This is a genomic window from Streptosporangium nanhuense, from assembly GCF_059358815.1.
Window position 1 is genome coordinate 38529 of record NZ_JCADBG010000009.1, and the last position, 20418, is coordinate 58946.

At 72.5% G+C, this 20418-nt stretch carries 16 protein-coding genes; 9 read left to right on the forward strand and 7 right to left on the reverse strand.

All coding sequences use genetic code 11. The features are described 5' to 3' along the window. Positions 1–10 precede the first annotated feature (10 nt). Genes AC5L38_RS18655 through AC5L38_RS18675 form a run of 5 tightly spaced genes read right to left on the reverse strand, consistent with a single transcriptional unit; the run spans position 11 to position 6111 of the window. Complete coding sequence (locus AC5L38_RS18655) at positions 11–1363, reverse strand: lipopolysaccharide biosynthesis protein (protein ID WP_495244071.1); 1353 nt, start codon at positions 1361–1363, stop codon at positions 11–13. After that, positions 1351–2208: a sulfotransferase family protein gene (locus AC5L38_RS18660; RefSeq protein WP_495244072.1), complete on the reverse strand. Its 858-nt coding sequence runs from the start codon at positions 2206–2208 to the stop codon at positions 1351–1353. The genes AC5L38_RS18655 and AC5L38_RS18660 overlap by 13 nt, the downstream gene beginning before the upstream one ends. Beyond that, positions 2205–3275, reverse strand: a complete 1071-nt coding sequence (locus AC5L38_RS18665) for a hypothetical protein (RefSeq protein WP_495244073.1) — start codon at positions 3273–3275, stop codon at positions 2205–2207. Before AC5L38_RS18665 ends, AC5L38_RS18660 begins: the two co-directional genes overlap by 4 nt. After that, complete coding sequence (locus AC5L38_RS18670) at positions 3272–4564, reverse strand: O-antigen ligase family protein (RefSeq protein ID WP_495244074.1); 1293 nt, start codon at positions 4562–4564, stop codon at positions 3272–3274. The genes AC5L38_RS18665 and AC5L38_RS18670 overlap by 4 nt, the downstream gene beginning before the upstream one ends. Next, on the reverse strand, positions 4561–6111 hold the full coding sequence (locus tag AC5L38_RS18675) for a YveK family protein (protein WP_495244075.1): 1551 nt from the start codon (positions 6109–6111) through the stop codon (positions 4561–4563). Before AC5L38_RS18675 ends, AC5L38_RS18670 begins: the two co-directional genes overlap by 4 nt. Positions 6112–6430: 319 nt before the next feature. On the opposite strand from AC5L38_RS18675, the gene AC5L38_RS18680 reads away from it, so the two are divergent. Next, positions 6431–7543 (forward strand): glycoside hydrolase family 26 protein, encoded by a 1113-nt coding sequence (locus AC5L38_RS18680; protein WP_495244076.1) that lies wholly within the window; start codon positions 6431–6433, stop codon positions 7541–7543. Between the two features lie 100 nt (positions 7544–7643). Here AC5L38_RS18680 and cysC read toward each other — a convergent pair whose 3' ends face one another. Together cysC and AC5L38_RS18690 are read right to left on the reverse strand one after the other, a co-directional pair. Beyond that, a complete protein-coding gene (gene cysC, locus AC5L38_RS18685) occupies positions 7644–8987 on the reverse strand; it encodes an adenylyl-sulfate kinase (RefSeq protein WP_495244077.1) in 1344 nt (447 codons plus the stop codon). Positions 8988–9041: 54 nt separating this feature from the next. Further along, complete coding sequence (locus AC5L38_RS18690) at positions 9042–9770, reverse strand: class I SAM-dependent methyltransferase (RefSeq protein WP_495244078.1); 729 nt, start codon at positions 9768–9770, stop codon at positions 9042–9044. A gap of 153 nt (positions 9771–9923) precedes the next feature. On the opposite strand from AC5L38_RS18690, the gene mfd reads away from it, so the two are divergent. The 8 genes from mfd (at position 9924) to AC5L38_RS18730 (ending at position 20250) form a co-directional block, all read left to right on the forward strand. Further along, positions 9924–13481: a transcription-repair coupling factor gene (gene mfd, locus AC5L38_RS18695; protein ID WP_495244079.1), complete on the forward strand. Its 3558-nt coding sequence runs from the start codon at positions 9924–9926 to the stop codon at positions 13479–13481. Positions 13482–13508: 27 nt separating this feature from the next. After that, positions 13509–14153, forward strand: a complete 645-nt coding sequence (locus tag AC5L38_RS18700) for a SurA N-terminal domain-containing protein (RefSeq protein WP_495244080.1) — start codon at positions 13509–13511, stop codon at positions 14151–14153. 9 nt (positions 14154–14162) lie between these two features. Continuing rightward, positions 14163–15107: a nucleoside triphosphate pyrophosphohydrolase gene (locus AC5L38_RS18705; protein ID WP_495244081.1), complete on the forward strand. Its 945-nt coding sequence runs from the start codon at positions 14163–14165 to the stop codon at positions 15105–15107. A gap of 285 nt (positions 15108–15392) precedes the next feature. Beyond that, on the forward strand, positions 15393–16670 hold the full coding sequence (gene eno / locus AC5L38_RS18710; protein ID WP_350971782.1) for a phosphopyruvate hydratase: 1278 nt from the start codon (positions 15393–15395) through the stop codon (positions 16668–16670). A gap of 286 nt (positions 16671–16956) precedes the next feature. After that, entirely contained in the window at positions 16957–17367 is a 411-nt protein-coding gene (locus tag AC5L38_RS18715) for an FtsB family cell division protein (RefSeq protein ID WP_495244082.1), read from the forward strand. Between the two features lie 40 nt (positions 17368–17407). Next, positions 17408–17983, forward strand: coding sequence for a DUF501 domain-containing protein (locus AC5L38_RS18720; protein WP_495244083.1), 576 nt, complete (start codon positions 17408–17410; stop codon positions 17981–17983). Further along, positions 17980–18939: a Ppx/GppA phosphatase family protein gene (locus AC5L38_RS18725; RefSeq protein WP_495244084.1), complete on the forward strand. Its 960-nt coding sequence runs from the start codon at positions 17980–17982 to the stop codon at positions 18937–18939. Before AC5L38_RS18720 ends, AC5L38_RS18725 begins: the two co-directional genes overlap by 4 nt. 231 nt (positions 18940–19170) lie before the next feature. Next, the gene (locus tag AC5L38_RS18730; protein WP_495244085.1) at positions 19171–20250 is read left to right on the forward strand and encodes a hypothetical protein; all 1080 of its coding nucleotides are present in this window, start codon (positions 19171–19173) and stop codon (positions 20248–20250) included. The last annotated feature ends 168 nt before the right edge of the window (positions 20251–20418 follow it).

Genomic DNA, 20418 nt, shown 5'->3' on the forward strand with positions numbered 1-20418 from the left:
GGTCGCGCGGTCACGGCGCCCGTCCCGCGCCCGGGGCGGTCAGGCCGTGCGTGCCGAAGGGGCGCAGGCCGTACAGGCGGTGGATGCGCCACAGGGGCAGCAGGTTCTTGACCGCCGTGCCCCCCGCCCAGCCCAGGGCGGCGCCGAGCGAGCCCATCGAGGGGATCAGCAGCAGGTCCAGCGCCACCGTCGTCGCCACGGCGGTGGCCAGGTTGGCCAGGCTGGAGCCGGTGTGCCCGGCGGAGGTCAGCACCACGTCGGCCATCCCGCAGGCCGTGGCGAGCATCATCGTCGCGGCCAGCACGAACGCCACCGGCGCGCCGCCGGTGTAGCCGTCCCCGAAGACGGCGCCGAGCAGCCAGGGCGCGAGCGCGGCGTACCCCAGCCAGATCGGCCAGGTCAGCACGACCAGCCAGAGGGTGGCCGATTGGTACAGCTCCCGGGCGCGCGACAGGTCGCCCTCGGCCAGGGCCCGTACCAGCCTCGGCTGCGTGGCCTGCGCCAGCCCCTGACCGGCCAGCTGACCCACGATCTTGAAACGGGTGGCGGCGGTGTAGACGGCGGCCTCGGCGGGCCCGGCCAGCAGTGCCACGATCACGACGTCCAGTCGCTGGAACACCGCCTGTGTCCCGGACGCCAGCGACCGGGGCCAGGTGTGGCGCCACAGTTCGCGCGCGGTGCCCGGCGGATGAGCGGTGCCCGGCGGGTGAACGGTGCCTGGCGCGTGAGCGGTGCCCGGCGGGTGCGGGGGCCGGGGCAGCCGCCGGCGCAGCCAGATCGAGGCCAGCAGCAGCACCGGCAGGTACGGCAGCGCCCAGGCCGCGGCGAGCAGCGGCACGGAGTCGCGGCCCGCGAGGACCACCGCCCCGACCAGGAGCAGCTGGGTCAGCGGCTGCAGCACCCCGTCCAGCAGCACGGTCGGCCGCATCGAGCCGAACCCGCGCGTCGCGCTCACCACGACGCCCGAGCACGCCACCGCGGGCAGGGCCACCGCCAGCACCCGCAGCACCGGGTCGGAGGTGGTGAGGATGACCGCCGCGCCGGCCGCGAGCGAGAGCGCCGCGACCGGGACGAGCGCGGCGCGGACGTAGCCGGAGGCGCGGTGGTAGCCGGACGACCGGGACCTGGCGATGAAGTGGACCAGCCCGTTACCGGCGTCCAGCCGCAGGACCGCGGCGGCCACCAGGCACAGGGCGGTTCCCGAGAAGAAGAGACCGGCCGTCTCCTGCCCCACCCCCCTGATGACCAGCACGACCGTCAGGAACTGCGCGGCGGCACCCGTGCCCGCTCCCGCCAGCCCCGCCACCCCGCCCCGCGCGGCCCCGGTCAGCCTGGTCAGGCGGGCGGGGATCAGCGGCGCCACGACGGTTCCGTGCCCAGCCACGAGGTGAGCAGGGTGTCCTGCTCCTCGAAGTAGGCCGTCAGCTCGCGACGGAGCTTGCGGGGCATGGGGCCCGGCCTGGCCCGGGTGTTGTGCCGCTCGAAGACCGGGTCGCCGAGGTGCGGCAGCCCGAGGAACGCCAGCACGCGGTCGTAGGCGAGGTCGGGTTCGGCGAAGAACCTGCCGCTGTCGAGGACGAGCAGCCGGTCGCGGCCGACCAGCGGATCCAGCCGGGCGAGCTGCTCGGCGTAACGGCCCCTGGCGAGGTAGGCGTGGTGGCGGTGGGCCAGGCTCGTCGCGTGCGGCGAGGCGCGCAGGGCCTCCGCCGCCCCGGCCAGCCGCTCCTCCTCCAGCCTCACGGCCCTGGTGAAGGACCGTTCCGTCTCGAAGCCCCTCGCCAGCTCGTGGGCGTGCGCGGAGAAGGCGCGCTCGACGGGGTCGCGGACCAGCACGATCAGCTTGGCGCCCGGCAGGTCGCGGGCGATCCTGGGACCGGCCAGCGGGTGGAACAGGTAGTAGGGCGACGACTCGAACGCCTGGGGGCGGTGGCCGTACCTGCGGGCCAGCCGGGAGGCCGACATCCGCAGCGGGAAGTGCGCCCGGTACCAGGACGGGCCGCGGTCGTACGCCGTGTCGAAGTAGTGCACGCCCTTGCGCAGGACGGGTTTCAGGATGAGCGGGTGCTGGGACAGGGCGCGGTACAGGGAGGTGGTGCCGCAGCGCTGCGCCCCGATGATGAGGAAGGAGGGCAGCACCCGGCTTCCCGAGGTGAGACGGCCCACGACCTCCGACGCCGCGTGGGCCGAACGCTTCAGCGCGGGCTTCACAGGAGGGTCTCCTGGGAGTCGGCGAGGGGGGTGAGCCAGAGTTCCGGCGGGCCGAGGGGCGCGTGGCCGTCGGCCGCGTGGCGGTCGGCGAGGGCGATCAGGTAGCGGAGCGCGGTCAGCCGGGCCTCTGCGGCCGACAGCCCGAACGGGGCCAGGATCCGCAGGGCCCGCGCCACGCAGGCCCTGGCCGCGACGGCCGGGTCGTCGCGGCGCAGGGCCCGCTGGAAGAAGTGGTGGACGGCGTCGAAGCCCAGCGGCACCCCGGTGCCGAACCGCTCCCAGTCCCAGACCAGCAGCCGCTCGTCGGGGCCGCGCGAGATGTTCCACGGCGTCAGGTCGCCGTGCCAGGAGAACCCCTGCCCCAAGGACGGCTCCCCGGGGCCCGGACCCGGGCCCGTGTCTCCGGGAAGCGGGCCCGCCGGAGCCGGATCCCCGGGGGACGGGTCGCTCGGATCCGGGTTTCCCCGGGCGGGCCCGCCGAGCGGGGCGCGCTCCGGGACGTGGTCCGGGACGTGGTCCGGGACACGGTCTCCGGGAATGCGGGCGATCTCGGCGATCGCGTCGGTGAGGACGTCGGCGGGTATCCGCCCCCGCCGTACCGGAAGCGGGGTGAGTGCCAGCACGGACAGGCCGCGCCACGATCCGTGGTGCAGCACGGCGGGCGGGACGACGGTCTTCAGCGGCACACCGGCGAGCAGGCCGAGCGTCCGCGCCTCGTGGGCGACGAGCTCCCGGGTCAGGTCGGTGTCGCCGATCTTCACGAAGGCGATCGGCCCGTCGGCGGCGCGCGCCTCCAGGATCGGCTTGCGGTTGGCCCGCCGGGCGGGCCGCACGCGCAGCGTGACGCGGACGGGAGTGCCGAACACCTCGCTCAGGTGGCTCTCGATGCCGTCGCGGCCCGACGGCACGGTGACCCTCCCGCCGGGGTGCCACCACGCGCGGGGGACCAGCCTGCGGGGGAGCAGGCGGTGCGGGAGCAGGGTGTACGGGCTCGGGTCGCCGGGGCCGGGGAACAGCAGGTCGAGGGTCTGGTCCAGGTAGCGCAGGCGGGCGCGGGCGTCGTTCATGCGGCCGTGCTCGGCATCGAGTTCCTCCAGAGCAGCGCGAACGAGACGAGGTACAGGCTGAGCGGGGTGACCAGCCCGTCGTAGACGAACATGTAGAGGAGGGTGAGGATCATCACGAGGACCCCCGCCAGGCCGATCGGGCTCCGGTCGCGCCAGTGGCGGCGGACGGCCCCGGCGAAGAACGCCACGTAGAGCGCGGCCCCGGTGAAGCCCTGTGTGATCATCAGGTGCCAGAGCTGGCCGTCCCCGCCCAGCGGCGGGTGGCCGCAGCCGGGACACCAGTCGCTCTTGCCGGTGGTGATCGTCCGGTGGTTGCCGGTGGCGTTGCGGGTGTTGCCGTACCCGATGAGCGGCGCGGTGCCCGCGGCGGCGATGGTCGCGGAGACGGTGAAGGCGCGGATGTCGTTGCTGTGCGGGCGGTCGAGCCGCTGGGCCACCATCGCCTGCAGCGGGCTGAGGGCGAACGCCAGCGCCCCCGCCGCCAGGGCCGCGCAGGTCACGACGCGGGCCCGGGTGCCCAGGCGCAGCAGGACGTACGCGACGGAGACGCCGAGCCCGATCCACAGGCCGCGGTTGAGCGAGTAGATGACGGGGATCGCGGCCAGCGCGGCCAGCGGGATCACGGCCAGGCGCCTGCGCGGCCCGCCGTACACCCACCAGCCGACCACGAACCAGATGAGCAGCACCGAGAGGTTGCCGCCCCAGGCGTTGGCCCACTCGAACGGCGCCTCGGGCCGCGGCGAGGCGTGGCCGAGGACCTTCTGCACCTGGGCGGCGGTGGGGTGGATCAGGTTGTGGACGAAGGAGTTGCCGCTGATCCAGCCGGGGAGGACCATCTCGACCGGCGAGGTGAACTCGGCGCGCGGGGCGAACACGCCCAGCAGGCCGCCCGCGACGGTCGTGACGAACAGCGCGCCGAGCATCCGCACCAGGGTGAGCTGCGGCAGCTCCTCCTCCGTCAGGTTGCCCAGATAGAGCACCATGATCAGCAGTGAGACGTAGAGGCACAGGCGCATCAGGTAGCCGGCCAGGCGCCCGGCGCCGAACTCGCCGTAGGTGCCGGGGGGCATCTCGCCGAGCATGAGCGCGCTGATCGCGTAACCCGCGAGGAGCAGCAGCCAGAGTCCGAAGCCGCGCGGCGCCCTGATCGGCCGTCTCCGCCACAGGACCAGCGCCATCGCCGGGGCCACCACGATCACCGACAGGCCCCCGAAGCCGAGCGCCCACCAGACCGGGTATCCCACCAGGAGCGCGGCGATCGGCCAGGCGGCCGGGCGCGGACCTCTCACGACCTGCGCCCCCTCCGCCCGACCGCCGCCTGCCGGTTCGGTGGAACGTTCCCGTACGCGTGGGAGGAGAGCGGCGCCTCGGCCGCTCCGGCAGGTCCGTACGCTCCGTCGCCGCCGGCCCTGCTCGCCCTGCTCGCCCCGCTCGTCCCGCGCGTTCCCGGCCGGACGGGCCCCTCCGGGCTCTCGCCGGGCGGCTCGGCGGCGGCCGGATCGGCCGTCATACCGCTCGCCGCGACGCCCGCCATGCCGCTCGTCATGCCGTTCGCAAGGCCGCTCGCCGTGCCGCTCGCCGTGCCGCTCGCCGTGCCGCTCGCAAGGCCGGCGAGAGGTCGCCCGGCTCTCCTCGGAAGGCTCTCGCGGTCTCGCGCCCCGCCGGAGCGCGGCGCGGGCGCGACCTGCGGCGCCTGCGAGCCGTACGGGGCCTGCGCGGCACGGGAGGCCTGCGAGGCCTCGGGAAGCCGCGGCGTCTGGGGAGCCTGCGCGGCGCGCGGAACCCGCGAGGAAGGGGAGGAGGGAACGGGGGAAGCGGAGGAGGACGCGGGAGGCGGAGGGGCCCCGTCGCCGATGACGAACGCGCCGACCACGGGGACCCCGCGATCGTTCAGGGCCCGTACGGCGTCCCTCACCTCGCGCGACGAGGTGCCGGGGACGGCGACCACGAGCACCGCGCCCGCCAGGTCGTGCCCCTCCCCGCTGTTGACGGTGTCGAGGCCGGTCAGGCGCCCGATGTCGGAGGCGGTCCGCAGGGCGGTGTCGAGGCGGTCGCGGAGCCATGCGGCCCCGACGCCGCAGAGCAGCCCCACCATCAGGCCGCTGCCCAGGTAGAGGGGCGGGCGGGGGGTGGTGGGCCCGGCCGGTGCCGTCGCCTGGCTGATCACGGAGCCGGGGGTGACGGCGACGGTCTTGAGCGCGTCGTACCGGGCGGTGAGACTGTGGACCTGGCGGGAGAGGACGTTCTGCCGCTGGAGGGCGAGGGCCCGCTCGGTGGTCCCCCTGCCGAGGCCGGGAAGCTCGGTGGCGACCTTGGTGAGACCCGCGTTGGCCTGTCTCAGCTTGAGCAGCACGACCTTGAGCTGGGCCGCGAGCGTCTGGGTGGAGGACTCGTGGCGCTGGGCCAGGTAGGCGAGGGCGTAGGCGTTCGCGCCCGAGGCCGCGGCCCTCGGGTCGGCGGCGCCGCAGGAGATCTCCAGGACCGAGGTGTTGGGCGGCACCGAGACCTCCGCGGCGCAGGGAAGGCCGCCGAACAGCCGGCGGGCCTTCGCGGCGACCACCGCGGAGCGGGCCACCTGGGCCTCGGTGTCGAGGTTGAGCGGTTCGCGCTGGCGGCTGGTGACCTGGTTGGTCTGCTCTTGAGAGCCGGTCGCGGTCACCAGGACCTGCCCCGAGGCCGTGTAGGAGGGCGGGGTGAGCCACAGCAGGGTGAGGCCGCAACCGGTTCCGGCGAGGAACAGGGAGAGGACGATGGGCCACCGGCGGCGGAGAAGCGACGCGTAGTCCGCCAGGTCCTCGCCTCCGCGGCGGACGGGGGCGTCCGGTGACGGGCTCATGGGTGCGGGTGCCTCTCCGGCGAACAGACGCTGGGAACCCTTGGAACTATAGGTCGGGTTTCCATTTCCCGAACCGATACACAAGATTTTCTTCGAGCCGCTCCCGCAAATCACGGGGAGATAACAACCGTTTATCCGATATTTCCCGTCGTCCGCTCCGGGGCTACGGCATGGACAGGCAAAGTCAGGGACGAGGCACGTCCGGGCGATGGGAAGGTGTTTCCCCGTGGCGGTCGAAGGCCGTCCGTGAATGCGTACATGCGACATCTGTGAGGAACCGGTGCATCGGACAAATGCCGCTTTAGACGTAGTTCCGCGCGTGATAAGAATCGCCGGTTCCTGCCTCGTCCTGACGCTGGCACTGGGCATCCTCGTGCTGGGGGTCGCGGGGCTGAGCGGGGGCGGTCGGACCTCGAACGCCGCGGGCGCGAAGAAAGCCCCGGACACGCCGGGAGTGCCGGGAGTGCCGGAAATCACCAGGGTGCCGGAGCCGTCCGGGGCGGCCTGCGAGGTCAGCGCCAGGCTCGTCCCCTCCTGCGGCGCCTGGTGGGGCATCGCGCCGGAGATCTTCACGGGGAGGCCCCCGGGGCGGGCCCTGGAGCGGGCGGAGCGGCGCATGGGCCGGGCGGCCGACATCATGCACGTCTACCACCGGGGCGACGAGCTCTTCCCGACCCCCGCGGAGCGCGCCATCGCCCGCGACCCGGACGGCCGCAGGCTGCTGCTGGTCAACTGGAAGCCGTCCTTCGACCACACCTGGGAGCAGATCGCCCACGGGGCCCTGGACGCGCGGATCGACCGGCTGGCTGCCCACATCGTGAGGACCTTCCCCGAGAGGTTCTTCCTCACCGTCCACCACGAGCCGGAGAACGACGTGCGGGAGGCCCGCGGCAGGGGGATGACGGCGGCCGACTACGCCGCCATGTTCCGCCACGTGGTGACGCGCCTGCGGCACAAGGGCGTGACCAACGCGGTCACGGTGATGACCTACATGGGCGCGCCCAACTGGGCGTCGGAACCCTGGTTCGAGAAGCTCTACCCCGGTGACGACGTGGTCGACTGGGTGGCGATGGACCCCTACGTCGACCACAGGGTCCACAGCTTCGACGGGCTGGTCAACAAGACCCGCCCCGAGTTCCCCCGGTGGCCCGGGTTCTACCGGTGGATGCGGGAACGCTTCCCGGACAAACCCGTCATGCTCGCCGAGTGGGGCGTCTTCGAACGTCACGACAGGCTCGGGTTCAAGGAGTCGTTCTTCGCCTCGGTACGCCAGGAGCTCGGCGAGTATCCGCAGATCAAGGCCCTGATCTACTTCGACTCGCCGCGCGCCCCACGGGGTGACACCCGGTTCGACACCACGCCCGGCGGCCGGAGGGCCTTCGGTGAGCTCGCCCGCGACGCGCGCCTCAACGCCGCCGTCCCCGCCGACTGACCCGCGCCTCGGCACCGCCGCCCGCGCCGGTCGGCCCCGTGTCGGCCGGCGCCGTCCCCTCCGGCCGGGTGGCCCAGGGGGCCGGGGCGTCAGATCCGGCTCACCGGATCCAGCCGCCCTGGATCAGCGGGTCGAGCACCTGGTGCACCGCCCGGTCCACGCTGATGCCGGTGGTGTCGATCTCCAGGTCGGCGTCGTCCGGCTCCTCGTACGGGTCGGAGATGCCGGTGAACCCGGGGATGAGCCCCGCGCGGGCCTTGGCGTAGAGCCCCTTGCGGTCGCGGCGCTCGCACTCCTCCAGGGGGGTGGACACGTGGACCAGCAGGAAGTCGGCGCCGACGGCCTCGACCATCTCCCGTACCTCCTCGCGGGTGGCGGCGTAGGGGGCGATGGGCGCGCAGATCGCCAGCCCGCCGTGCCTGGCGGCCTCGGCGGCGACGAAGCCGATGCGGCGGATGTTGAGGTCGCGGTCCTCCTTGGAGAAGGTCAGTCCCGCCGAGAGCAGGTGGCGTACCACGTCGCCGTCGAGGTAGGTCACCGTGCGGCTGCCGCGCTCCAGCAGCGCGTCGCGCAGCCCCCGGGCGACGGTCGACTTGCCGGAGCCGGACAGGCCGGTGAGGAAGACCACCAGCCCCCGCCGGTGCGGGGGGCCGGGCAGCGTCACGGGCTCGGGGCCCGCCAGGTGCTCGGTCGCGCCGTAGGCCTCGGCCACGCGCTCACGCAGCTCCAGGTCGATGGCGGGCTCCCTGGGCGCCAGCGGCACCACCGCCACGAGCGTGCCCTCGGGCAGCCCGTCGCGGGCCTTGAGCGCGGCGCGGACCACCGCGGGCCCTCCCTCGCCGTACGCCAGGGGGAGCAGCAGGATCGACGCCTCCAGCTCCTGGGCGGTCGCCACGATCTCGCCGAGGTCGCCCAGCGGCCCGCGCATGGTGACGGCCAGGACCGACTCGCGCCCGTCCAGTGCCTCGCGGACCCGCGCCGGGGTGAGGCGGAGCCGGGCGAACGGCCCGTGCTCGGGGGAGTCCAGGGGCTCGACGGGACCGGAGGCGAAGCCGTCCTCGCGCCCGGTGACGGTCAGCACGGCCAGTGCCGCGCCCTCGGGGTCACGCAGGGTGACACGGTCGCCGGGGGAGGCCGGGTGGTCGTCCGGCAGGGTGAGGGTGACCGGCGCGGGCCACGGCGTGCCGTCGGCGAGCGTGCCGCGCTCGTCCACGGAGTGCGCGTCCGCCGAGCTCAGGAAGCCCGCCAGCGGTCTGAAGGCGCCGGAGAGCAGCAGCTCGAGGTCGGCCAGCTCGCGGGCGTCGGGGGTCCACTCGAAAGGCGCCTTCATCTGCTCCACCATCGTGATCGTCGGACTTTCCTGCCTCGCCCGCTCACGATGGGCGCCCCCGTCCGGCGAGCCGGCGGTCCACCGGTCCGGAGATTCACCGGTCCGGGAGTCCACCGGTCCGGGAATCCACGGGTCCGGCGGATCCAGGGCGCCCCGGTCCGGTGGATCTCAGATCAACCGGGCGAAGTGGCTCTGGGGCTTGCGGATCACCATGGTTATCTCGTCGTGGGACGCGGACCGGCTTCCCCTGGAGAGGGCCTCCACCACCGAGCAGGCGGCGCGGGCAAGCTTACCGAGAGGTCCGCGGAGCGCGGGCCCGCTGCTGGCGTAGACGTCCTCGGTCACCATCAGCCCGCGTACCAGGCAGAAGGAGTGCATCCCCTCGCGCGAGGCGACCTGCTCGTAGACGGCGGGCAGCGGGCCCACGGTCCCCGCGGGGGCGAACCTGCGCCACATCGCCCGCCGCAGCCTCGTGGGCGCCAGCCGGTCGCACGCCCCGTACGCCGAGGCCCGGTCGCGCATCCTGACCAGCAGCAGCCCGCCGGGGCGCAGGCCGGTCAGCAGCCGGTCGAGCACCAGCTCGGAGTGCTCGATCCGCTCCAGCAGGAACGACACGTAGACGATGTCGAACGCCCGCGGGGGCACCGGCACCGAGCGCAGGTCGCCCAGCGCCCAGGAGTCCAGGTCCTTGCGGGCGGACGTGCTCGTGCGCAACACGGGCAGGTCCTCGTCGATCCCGATGACCCTGGACTCCGTCTGCGCCAGATCGAGCGGCTCGGGCCATCCGCACCCGGCGATCAGGATGTCGAGCCGCCTGCCGAGCTGGCCGCTCCACTGTTCCCTGATCCGCTGACTCAACAAGTCGTCTCGATCGACGACCGACCTCACCTCTGACATGTAACCGAGAGTAGTCAACTCAGCACGATTCGCCGTGCATTTACCACTCTTTGCGAGAGCGGGCGCCCGGGGAAGTAGCCTTGAGCAGGTACCCCCCGTGTCTTCCCGGCCCGGGGTTGTCGTGTTGCCGTCGTGGGGCTGAGGGCGAATCTTATGAGTCTTTCCGGACTTCTGGACCTTGTCGCCGGGGAGCCCGAGCTGGCTTCCCTTCTTCAGGACGTGCGCGGGGGCGACTCGTCCGACGTGTCGCTGGTCGCGCCGCCGGCGCTGCGTCCCTTCGCGGTGGCCGCGCTGGTCAGGGAGGGGGCCAAGGGGGCGGCCAGGACCGTTCTCGCGGTGACCGCCACCGGGCGCGAGGCCGAGGACCTCGCCGCGGCCCTCACCAGCCTCCTGGACGAGAGCACCGTCGCGGTCTTCCCCGCCTGGGAGACGCTCCCGCACGAGCGCCTGTCGCCGCGCAGCGACACCGTCGGACAGCGGCTGGCGGTGCTGCGCAGGCTGGCGCACCCGGTCGCGGGCGACCACTCGGCGGGGCCGCTGCACGTGGTCGTCGCGCCGATCAGGGCGCTGCTCCAGCCGATCGTCCGGGGGCTGGGCGACCTGCGGCCGGTGCGGCTGCGCGCCGGGGACGACGCCGATCTCGACGCCGTCGTCCACAACCTCGTGGAGAACGGCTACCACCGGGTCGACATGGTGGAGAAGCGCGGCGAGGTCGCGGTCAGGGGCGGCCTGCTGGACGTCTTCCCGCCCACGGAGGAGCACCCGCTCCGGCTGGAGTTCTGGGGCGACACCGTCGAGGAGATCCGCTGGTTCAAGGTCGCCGACCAGCGTTCGCTGGAGGTCGCCGAGGACGGCCTGTTCGCCGCCCCCTGCCGGGAGCTGCTGCTGACCGCCGAGGTCAGGGAGAGGGCGAGGGAGCTCGCCGAGGCGCACCCCTCGCTGGCGGAGATCCTGGAGCAGCTGGCCGAGGGCGTGCCGATGGAGGGCATGGAGGCGTTCGCGCCGGTGCTCGCCGGGGAGATGGACCTGCTCATCGACCACCTGCCGGGGCAGGCGGCGATCTTCGTGTGCGACCCGGAGCGCATCCGGGGGCGCGCCGACGAGCTGGTGCGCACCAGCCAGGAGTTCCTGGAGGCGTCCTGGATCAACGCGGCGTCCGGCGGTGAGGCGCCGATCGACCTGGGCGCGGCGGCGTTCCGCGACCTGGAGGAGGTCCGCGACCACGCGCGGCGGCTCGGCCAGCCCTGGTGGTCGCTCGCGCCGTTCGGCGCCGGCGCGGAGGACGACTCCGCGGTCACCGGGGGACCGGGCGGAGGGCAGGCGCTGAGGGCGCGCGAGGTGGAGTCCTACCGGGGCGACACCCAGCGGGCGCTGGCCGACATCAAGGGCTGGCTCGACTCCGACCGGGTCGTCGTCCTGCTGAGCGAGGGCCACGGCCCCGCCGAGCGCATGGTCGAGCTGCTCAAGGGCGTCGACCTGCCCGCGCGTCTGGAGCCGGGCCTCGACACCGTGCCCGACAGGCAGGTCGTCCACGTCACCACGGGCCTGGTCGAGCACGGGTTCGTGACCCCGGCGCTGGCCGTGCTGACCCACCTCGACCTGGTCGGCCAGAAGGCCTCGACCAAGGACATGCGGCGGCTGCCCTCCCGGCGCCGCAACATGGTCGACCCGCTCCAGCTCAAGGTCGGCGACCACGTCGTGCACGAGCAGCACGGCGTGGGCCGCTACGTCGAGATGGTGCAGCGGACCGTGCAGGGCGCCACCCGCGAGTACCTGGTGATCGAGTACGCCAAGGGCGACCGCCTCTACGTGCCGACCGACCAGCTCGACGAGGTCACCCGCTACGTCGGCGGCGAGTCGCCCACCCTCAACCGGATGGGCGGCGCCGACTGGGCCAAGGCCAAGACCAAGGCCAAGAAGGCGGTCAAGGAGATCGCCGGAGAGCTGATCCGCCTGTACTCCGCCAGGATGGCCTCGCCGGGACACGCCTTCGCGCCCGACAGCCCCTGGCAGCGGGAGATGGAGGACGCCTTCCCGTACGCCGAGACGGGCGACCAGCTGGAGGCCATCGACGAGGTCAAGCGCGACATGGAGCGCCCGATCCCGATGGACCGGCTGATCTGCGGCGACGTCGGCTACGGCAAGACGGAGATCGCGGTGCGGGCGGCGTTCAAGGCGGTGCAGGACGGCAAGCAGGTGGCCGTCCTGGTGCCGACCACGCTGCTGGTGCAGCAGCACATGTCGACCTTCGCCGAGCGGTTCTCCGGGTTCCCGCTGAACGTGCGGCCGATGTCGCGGTTCCAGAGCGACGGCGAGGTCAAGGCGACCATGGAGGGCCTGCGGGAGGGCTCGGTCGACATCGTGATCGGCACGCACCGGCTGTTCTCGCCGGAGGTCAGGTTCAAGCAGCTCGGCCTGATCATCATCGACGAGGAGCAGCGGTTCGGCGTCGAGCACAAGGAGGCCATGAAGCACCTGCGCACCCAGGTCGACGTGCTGGCCATGTCGGCCACCCCGATCCCCCGGACGCTGGAGATGGGCCTCACCGGCATCAGGGAGATGTCCACGATCCTCACCCCGCCGGAGGAGCGGCACCCGATCCTCACCTTCGTCGGCCCGTACGACGAGAAGCAGATCGGCGCCGCGATCCGCCGCGAGCTGATGCGTGACGGCCAGGTGTTCTTCGTCCACAACCGGGTGGCCAGCATCAACAAGGTCTCGGCCATGCTGCGCGAGCTCGTGCCCGAGGCGCGGATCGCCGTCGCGCACGGCCAGATGCAGGAGCACCAGCTGGAGAAGATCATGGTGGGCTTCTGGGAGCGCGACTTCGACGTGCTCGTCTGCACCACGATCGTCGAGTCCGGCCTGGACGTGCCCAACGCCAACACCCTGATCGTCGACCGGGCCGACAACTACGGCCTGTCGCAGCTCCACCAGCTGCGCGGCCGGGTCGGCCGGGGCCGCGAGCGCGGCTACGCCTACTTCCTGTACCCGCCGGAGAAGCCGCTCACCGAGACCGCCCACGAGCGCCTGGCCACCATCTCCCAGCACACCGAGATGGGCGCGGGCATGTACGTCGCGATGAAGGACCTGGAGATCCGCGGCGCGGGCAACATCCTGGGCGCCGAGCAGTCGGGCTTCATCGCGGGCGTCGGCTTCGACCTGTACGTGCGGATGATGGCCGAGGCCGTGCAGGAGCAGAAGGCCAAGCTGGCGGGCACCTACCGGGAGGACGAGCGGCCCGACGTCAAGGTCGAGCTGCCGATCAACGCCCACATCCCGCACGACTACGTCACCTCCGAGCGGCTGCGGCTGGAGGCCTACAAGCGGATCGCCGCGATCGGCTCCGACTCCGACATCGGCGCGGTGCGCGACGAGCTCGTGGACCGGTACGGACGGCCGCCCCAGCAGGTGGAGAACCTGCTGGAGGTCGCGCGCTTCCGCATCCGCGCCCGCCGCGCCGGGCTCACCGACGTCACCCTGCAGGGGCAGAACATCAAGTTCGCGCCGGTGGACCTGAAGGACTCCCAGCAGGTCAGGTTGCAAAGGCTTTACCCGAAGGCGCTACTGAAGCAGGCGGCCGGTACGTTGCTCGTGCCGGTGCCCAAGACCAGGCCCCTCGGCGGCCAGCCGCTGCGCGACCTGGATCTGCTCAAGTGGTGCGGTGATCTCGTCGAGGCGATGTTCCTCGAAACGGTGCGGGTAGAGTAAGCGGCGTTTGTCGTGAAGGGAACGCATGTGAAGTCGACTCGAATCCGCGTCATCCTGGCGGTCGCCGCCGCCGGTGTCGCGCTGACCGCCTGCACTCCGAACCAGGCCGGCGCCGCCGCCGTCGTGGGCGGGGAGCGCATCAGCTCCGGTGAGCTGGACAGGAACGTGCGCGAGTACGAGGCGGCGCTGGCCAAGGCCAATGTCACCGCCGCGGACCTCAAGTTCCAGGACAGCGTCCCGCAGCTCGTGCTCTTCCAGCTGGCCAACGCCAAGCAGTTCGAGAAGGTCGCGGAGAGCAAGGGCATGACGATCACCGAGGGCGAGATCGACCAGCTGGTCGCCGGCCAGGGTGGCCAGCAGAAGCTGGAGCAGCAGCTGCTCCAGAACGCCGTGGCGCCCTCGCAGATGCGGTCCTTCATCCGGGCGCAGCTGCTGTTCAGCAAGCTCATCGCCAAGTACGGCGGCGGCACGGACGAGGCCGCCGTCCAGCGCGGCCAGGAGCAGGCGGTCAAGGACCTGCAGGCCGTGCCGATCACCTGGAACCCCCGCTACGGCACGCCGAACAAGCAGCGGAGCGAGCAGCAGCCGAGCGTCTTCGTCGACGCCGGCCGCTTCGGCGCCCCCGCGGCCCCCGGCCCCGCCGACGCGCCGCCCGCGCCGCCGCAGCAGTAGCCTCCGGGCATGCCGCTGATCGTCGTCACCACCTCGCCCCGGGTCGCCCCGGGGCTGCTCACCCGCCACGCGTGGCGGGTCCTGGAGGAGGGCCCGGTACGCACCGGGTCCGCCGACCACCCACACCTGCCCTACCTGGCGGAGGCCGGGGTCGACGTCGAGGTGGTCGCCTGCGACCCGGCCGCGCTGGTCCGCGAGGCCCAGGCGGCGACCGTCGTGTGGCTGGAGGCCGACGAGGCGCTGATGCGCTCCATCGGCCACGCCGCCGTGGCGCTCGACGACCCGCCGGTGATCGAGGTCGTGCCGGGCTCGTACGACCTGCCGGGCGCGCGGCTGCTCGACCTGGTCTCGGTGATGGACCGCCTCCGGGTCGAGTGCCCGTGGGACGCCCGCCAGACCCACGAGTCCCTGGCCCCGTACCTCATCGAGGAGGCCTACGAGGTGCTGGAGACCATCGAGGAGGGTGATCACACCGCGCTGCGCGAGGAGCTGGGCGACCTGCTCCTGCAGGTGGTCTTCCACGCGCGGGTCGCGGGCGACGGGCCCGGCGGGTTCGACGTCGACGACGTGGCCGAGGGGATCGTCGCCAAGCTCGTCCGCCGCCACCCGCACGTCTTCGCCGACACGCGGGTGGAGGGCGCGGGCGAGGTGAGCGCCAACTGGGAGACCATCAAGGCCGCCGAGCGGGCGGCCAAGAACGGCGGCGACCCGGGCTCGGCCGTCGACGGCGTCCCGATGGGCCAGCCCGCCCTCTCGCTCGCCGCGCAGCTCCTGCGCCGCGGCGAGCGCGCCGGAGCCCCCGCGGCCCTCCCCGAGGGGGTTCCCGCCGACGGTCTGGGGGCCAGGCTCTTCGAGCTCGTACGGCAGGCGGGGGAGGCCGGGCTCGACCCGGAGGCCGAGCTGCGCGCGGTGGCCCGCGCCTACCGCGACCAGGTCCGCGCCCAGGCGCTCTGAGGCCGCTCCAAGGGGCTCTGGGGCCGCTCCGGAGCCGCTCCGGAGCCGCTCCAGGGCCGGGCCCAAGCCGCTCCAGGGCCGGTCCGGAGCCGCGCCGAAGCCCGGCCGCCGGGCCCGGCGGCCCCGCGCCGGGACCGGTGGATCCTCGGATCCGGAGCGAGGCGCGTCCAGGTCACCTTCCGTCCCCCCTACGAACATCGTCCGGAAGCGTCCCGGCCGCCGTACCGGTAAGTAGGTCTCGGTAGGCTTCTGAGGCAAACTGTCCTGCGACTTTAGGAGCGCTTCGTGGCTTCCATCGAGGGCGTTACCGCCCGAGAGATCCTTGACTCCCGGGGCAACCCGACGGTTGAGGTCGACATCCTCCTGGACGACGGCAGCCAGGGGCGTGCCGCGGTTCCCAGCGGCGCGTCCACCGGCCAGTTCGAGGCCGTCGAGCTGCGTGACGGCGACGAGCGCTACGGCGGCAAGGGTGTCGAGAAGGCCGTTCTCGGCGTGACCGACGAGATCGCCGACGAGATCCTCGGGTTCGACGCCGCCGAGCAGCGCAGCATCGACCAGGTCATGATCGACCTGGACGGCACGCCCAACAAGGCCCGCCTGGGCGCCAACGCGATCCTGGGCGTCTCGCTCGCCGTGGCCAAGGCCGCCGCGGAGAGCGCCGAGCTGCCGCTCTTCCGCTACCTCGGCGGGCCGAACGCGCACGTGCTGCCGGTGCCGATGATGAACATCCTGAACGGCGGCGCGCACGCCGACAGCAACGTCGACATCCAGGAGTTCATGATCGCCCCGATCGGGGCGGAGACGTTCCGCGAGGCCGTGCGGATGGGCACCGAGGTCTACCACGCCCTCAAGTCCGTCCTGAAGGAGAAGGGCTACGCCACCGGCCTCGGTGACGAGGGCGGCTTCGCGCCGAGCCTGCCCTCCAACCGCGACGCGCTCGACCTGATCCTGGTCGCCATCGAGAAGGCCGGATACGTCGCGGGAGAGGACATCGGGCTCGCCCTCGACGTGGCCGCCTCCGAGTTCCACTCGGACGGCGTCTACACCATCGACGGCAAGGGCCTGTCCGCCGCCGAGCTGATCGCCTTCTACGAGGACCTGGTCGCGAACTACCCGCTGGTCTCCATCGAGGACCCGCTGGACGAGAGCGACTGGGAGGGCTGGAACGCCATCACCCGCGCCCTGGGCGACAAGGTCCAGCTGGTCGGCGACGACCTGTTCGTGACGAACCCCGAGCGCCTGGGCCGCGGCATCGCCGAGGGCACCGCCAACGCGCTGCTGGTCAAGGTCAACCAGATCGGCACCCTGACCGAGACCCTCGACGCCGTGGACCTGGCCCACCGCAGCGGGTACCGCTGCATGATGAGCCACCGTTCCGGCGAGACCGAGGACACCACGATCGCCGACCTCGCCGTGGCCACCAACTGCGGCCAGATCAAGACCGGCGCCCCGGCCCGCTCCGACCGGGTGGCCAAGTACAACCAGTTGCTCCGCATCGAGGAGCTTCTGGACGACGCGGCCCGTTACGCGGGTCGCGCCGCCTTCCCGCGCTTCCGGCGGTAGTTTCGTCTGGCGGCTCGCGCCCGCTCCGGGCACGAGCCGCACCGCCGGCCGCACCGCGGACGAGCGCCGATCTCCCCGCCCCGATCCCCGACGAGGGGACCGGCGTGCGGGGACCGGCGCGGAGCGGCCGGCACCGGGGAGCGACGGCGGAGGTCGAGACCGGAGATCGAGACCGATACCGGATCGACGCGGGGAGATCGTTCCCCGCCGGTGTCGCGTCCGCCGTGCCGGGCACGGCGGACGACGCCACGATGGCCCACGGGAACACGAAGACCGAGGAGGGCGCATGGCGGCACGGCCGCAGCTGACGGGACGGGCCGCGGTGCTCGCGATCGTGGTGTGCGCGATCGCCATGAGCCTCGCCTACCCCATCAGGGAGTACGTCGCCCAGCGCCGCCAGATCGCCCAGCTGGAGCAGGAGAAGGCCAGGGAGATCGCCGCGATCAAGGCCCTGGACGACCGCGCCAAGCAGCTTCTCGACCCCGGCTTCATCAAGCGGCAGGGCAGGGAGCGCCTCTTCTACTGCGACCCCGGGCAGAAGTGCTACGTCGTCATGGGAGGTTCTCCCTCGCCGGGCAAGGGCACGGCCGGCGAGCGCAAGGCCGTCGCCAGGCCGCCGTGGTACGAGACGCTGTGGGACTCGGTCAAGGCCGTCGACAGCGGCAGGGGGCAGAAGGCGGCCAAGGCCACCGGGTGACGCCGATACCCTGGGTGTCGTCTTTCAGGGGGTGTCACGAATGGTTGACGATCGCGACGTGGCGGCGGTGGAGCGACAGCTCGGCCGGACGCCGCGCGGACTGCGGGGGGTGGCGCACCGCTGCCCGTGCGGGCTGCCCGACGTCGTCGAGACCGCCCCGAGGCTGCCCGACGGGTCGCCCTTCCCGACCCTGTTCTACCTCACCTGCCCCAGGGCCGCCTCGGCCATCGGCACGCTGGAGACCTCGGGGCTGATGCGGGACATGCAGGCCAGGCTCGCCGAGGACCCGGAGCTGGCCAAGGCGTACCTGGCCGCCCACGAGGACTACGTGGCGCGTCGCGACAGGGCCGCCGCCGAGGACGGCCTGGAGCCGCTGCCCCGCGACATGCAGAGCACCGGGGGCATGCCCAACCGGGTGAAGTGCCTGCACGCCCTGGCCGGGCACGAGCTGGCCGTTCCCGGGAGCAACCCCTTCGGCCGCGAGACCCTCGACGCGCTCGGCGACTGGTGGTCCGCCGGTCCGTGCGCCGCCCACGCCGAGGCACCGGCCACGACATCGACCCAGGCATCGACCCAGGCACCGGCCACGACATCGACCCCGAAGGAGACCGAGTGATCCGCGTCGCCGCGATCGACTGTGGCACCAACTCCGTCCGCCTGCTCGTCGCCGACATCGGCAGGGACAGGCTGATCGACCTGGAGCGCCGGATGGAGATCGTCCGGCTGGGCCAGGGGGTCGACGAGACCGGCAGGCTGGCGCCCGAGGCCCTGGAGCGCACGTTCACCGCCATGCGCGGCTACGCCGGGCTCATCCGGGAGCACGGGGCCTCCTCGGTCCGGGTGGTCGCCACCAGCGCCACGAGAGACGCCGCCAACCGGCAGGACTTCGTGGACGGCGTGCGCGACATCTTCGGGGTGGAGCCCGAAGTGATCACCGGTGCGGAGGAGGCGGAGCTGTCGTTCGCCGGGGCCACCCGCGATCTGGTGCGGTTCTCGCACGAGACGGGCCTGCCCGCCCCCGACGGCACCCGCCCGCCGTACCTCGTGGTCGACATCGGCGGCGGCTCGACCGAGTTCGTGCTCGGCTCGGCGCACGTGGAGGCCGCGCTGTCGGTCGACATCGGGTGTGTCCGGCTGACCGAGCGCCACCTGCGCGGCGCGGGCGACCCTCCGTCGGCCGAGGCGATCGAGGCGATGACCGCCGACATCGACGACGCGCTCGACCGGGTCGCGGCCGAGGTGCCCGTGGAGCGGGCGCTGACGATGGTCGGGCTCGCCGGATCCGTCACCACCGTGGCCGGAATAGCGCTCGACCTGCCGGAATACGACCCGGAGAAAATTCACCACTCGCGAATTACCGCAGGTCAGGTGCATGACATCGCCGAGCGCTTGCTTGGAATGACCGTTGAACGGCGGGCGGCGATTCCCCTCATGCATCCCGGAAGGGTCGACGTGATCGGGGCGGGCGCTCTCATCCTGAACCGGATTGTCACCCGGTACGGTTTCGGCGACGTGGTCGCCAGTGAGCACGACATCCTCGACGGGATCGCGTGGTCTGCCGCCGAGTCATAACAAGACCTAGACAATTCGCCTGTTTAGGGAGTATTGAGGAAAGCTTCCCGTTTATGGTTAGGTAAAGAAGCTTTAGTGAGGCTTTGCCGTGGGGCCCGGCACAGCTGTTGTCGGGGCGGCAACCGTCTCCTGAGCGATTTTGCTTCCCAACGAACGGAGCATCCCCTCATGAAGTCCGGACTAGCCAGAAAGCTAGCCGCAGCAGGAGCCAGCGCGGCCATGCTGGCAACCATGGCAGTAGGCATGCTGGCCACGCCCGCGGCGGCGGCGGCCGGCGGATCGAGCCAGGCGGGGAAGGTGGCCTCGGCCGCCGCCAAGCCGAGGCCGGCCGTCTCTGCCGGAACCCCCAAGGCATCCCCCGCGAAGTACGCGGGTGAGTGCCCCGTCAACGTGACCTTCTCCTCGAAGATCAAGGTGAAGGCCGTCAAGGGCAAGACCACGGTCGCCTACCGGTGGCTGCGTGGAGACGGCTCCAAGAGCAAGGTGAAGTCCTTCACCTTCCGCGGCAAGGGCGTCAAGAGCTTCACCGTCAAGGAGAAGGCCACCTTCAAGGGCAACGTCAAGGGCTGGCAGGCCGTCCAGGTCCTGGCCCCCCGCGGCGTGAAGTCCTCGAAGGGCTACTTCTCGGTCTCCTGTGGCTCCAGCGATGACCACGAGATCAAGACTCCTCCCCGCGTCGGCGCTCAGGTGTGGGTCGACGAGGGCAACTGCAAGGCCGCCCTGATCGGCCGCATCCACGCCTCCGGCGTCCGCTGGGTGCGCTACCAGTGGGTCGTCAACGGCCGCGTCGTCGACCGCGACGCCGTCCGCGTCGACGGCTCGCGCAAGGTCTTCCACGTGATCAAGCCTCGTGACGACTTCAGGGGCTGGGCTTCGCTGGAGATCGTCGGCCCGGTGGAGGCCTCCTCCAACCGCGCCTACTTCAAGATCCGGTGTGAGGACCCGTCGCCGAAGGTCTGGGCCTCCGTCGACTCCGTCGCCGCCTACGAGGGCTCCTGCCCGACGACCCGTACGTTCAGCGGCGTGATCAGCGTGACCGGTCGCACCGCCGTGAAGTACCGCTGGATCACCAACGGTGTGGCGGGCGAGTGGAAGTCGCTCTACTTCGGCGGTCACGGCACGCAGCGTGAGCGGGTGTTCGACAGCTGGACCACCTCGGTCTCCGGCGAGTCCAAGCGCGCGATCGACATCGCGGGTGGCCCGACCACCGACGCCGCGGTGGCCAAGGTCGTCTGCAAGGTCGCCCCGACCCCGACCCCCACGCCGACCCCCACCCCCACCCCCACTCCGACCGTCACCTCCGGCGCCTGACGGCACGGTAGGTCGAGGTAGCGCGCCCGGCGGCTGACGCCGGGCCGCGTCCCGAGTGAGACAGGCGGCGCCCGCACCCAGCGGGCGCCGCCTTTCGCGTTCCCGCACCCGGAGCGTCCGCCACGTCCCGAGGCCCGGCTCCTCGGGCCCGCCCCCGGCGGCACCCGC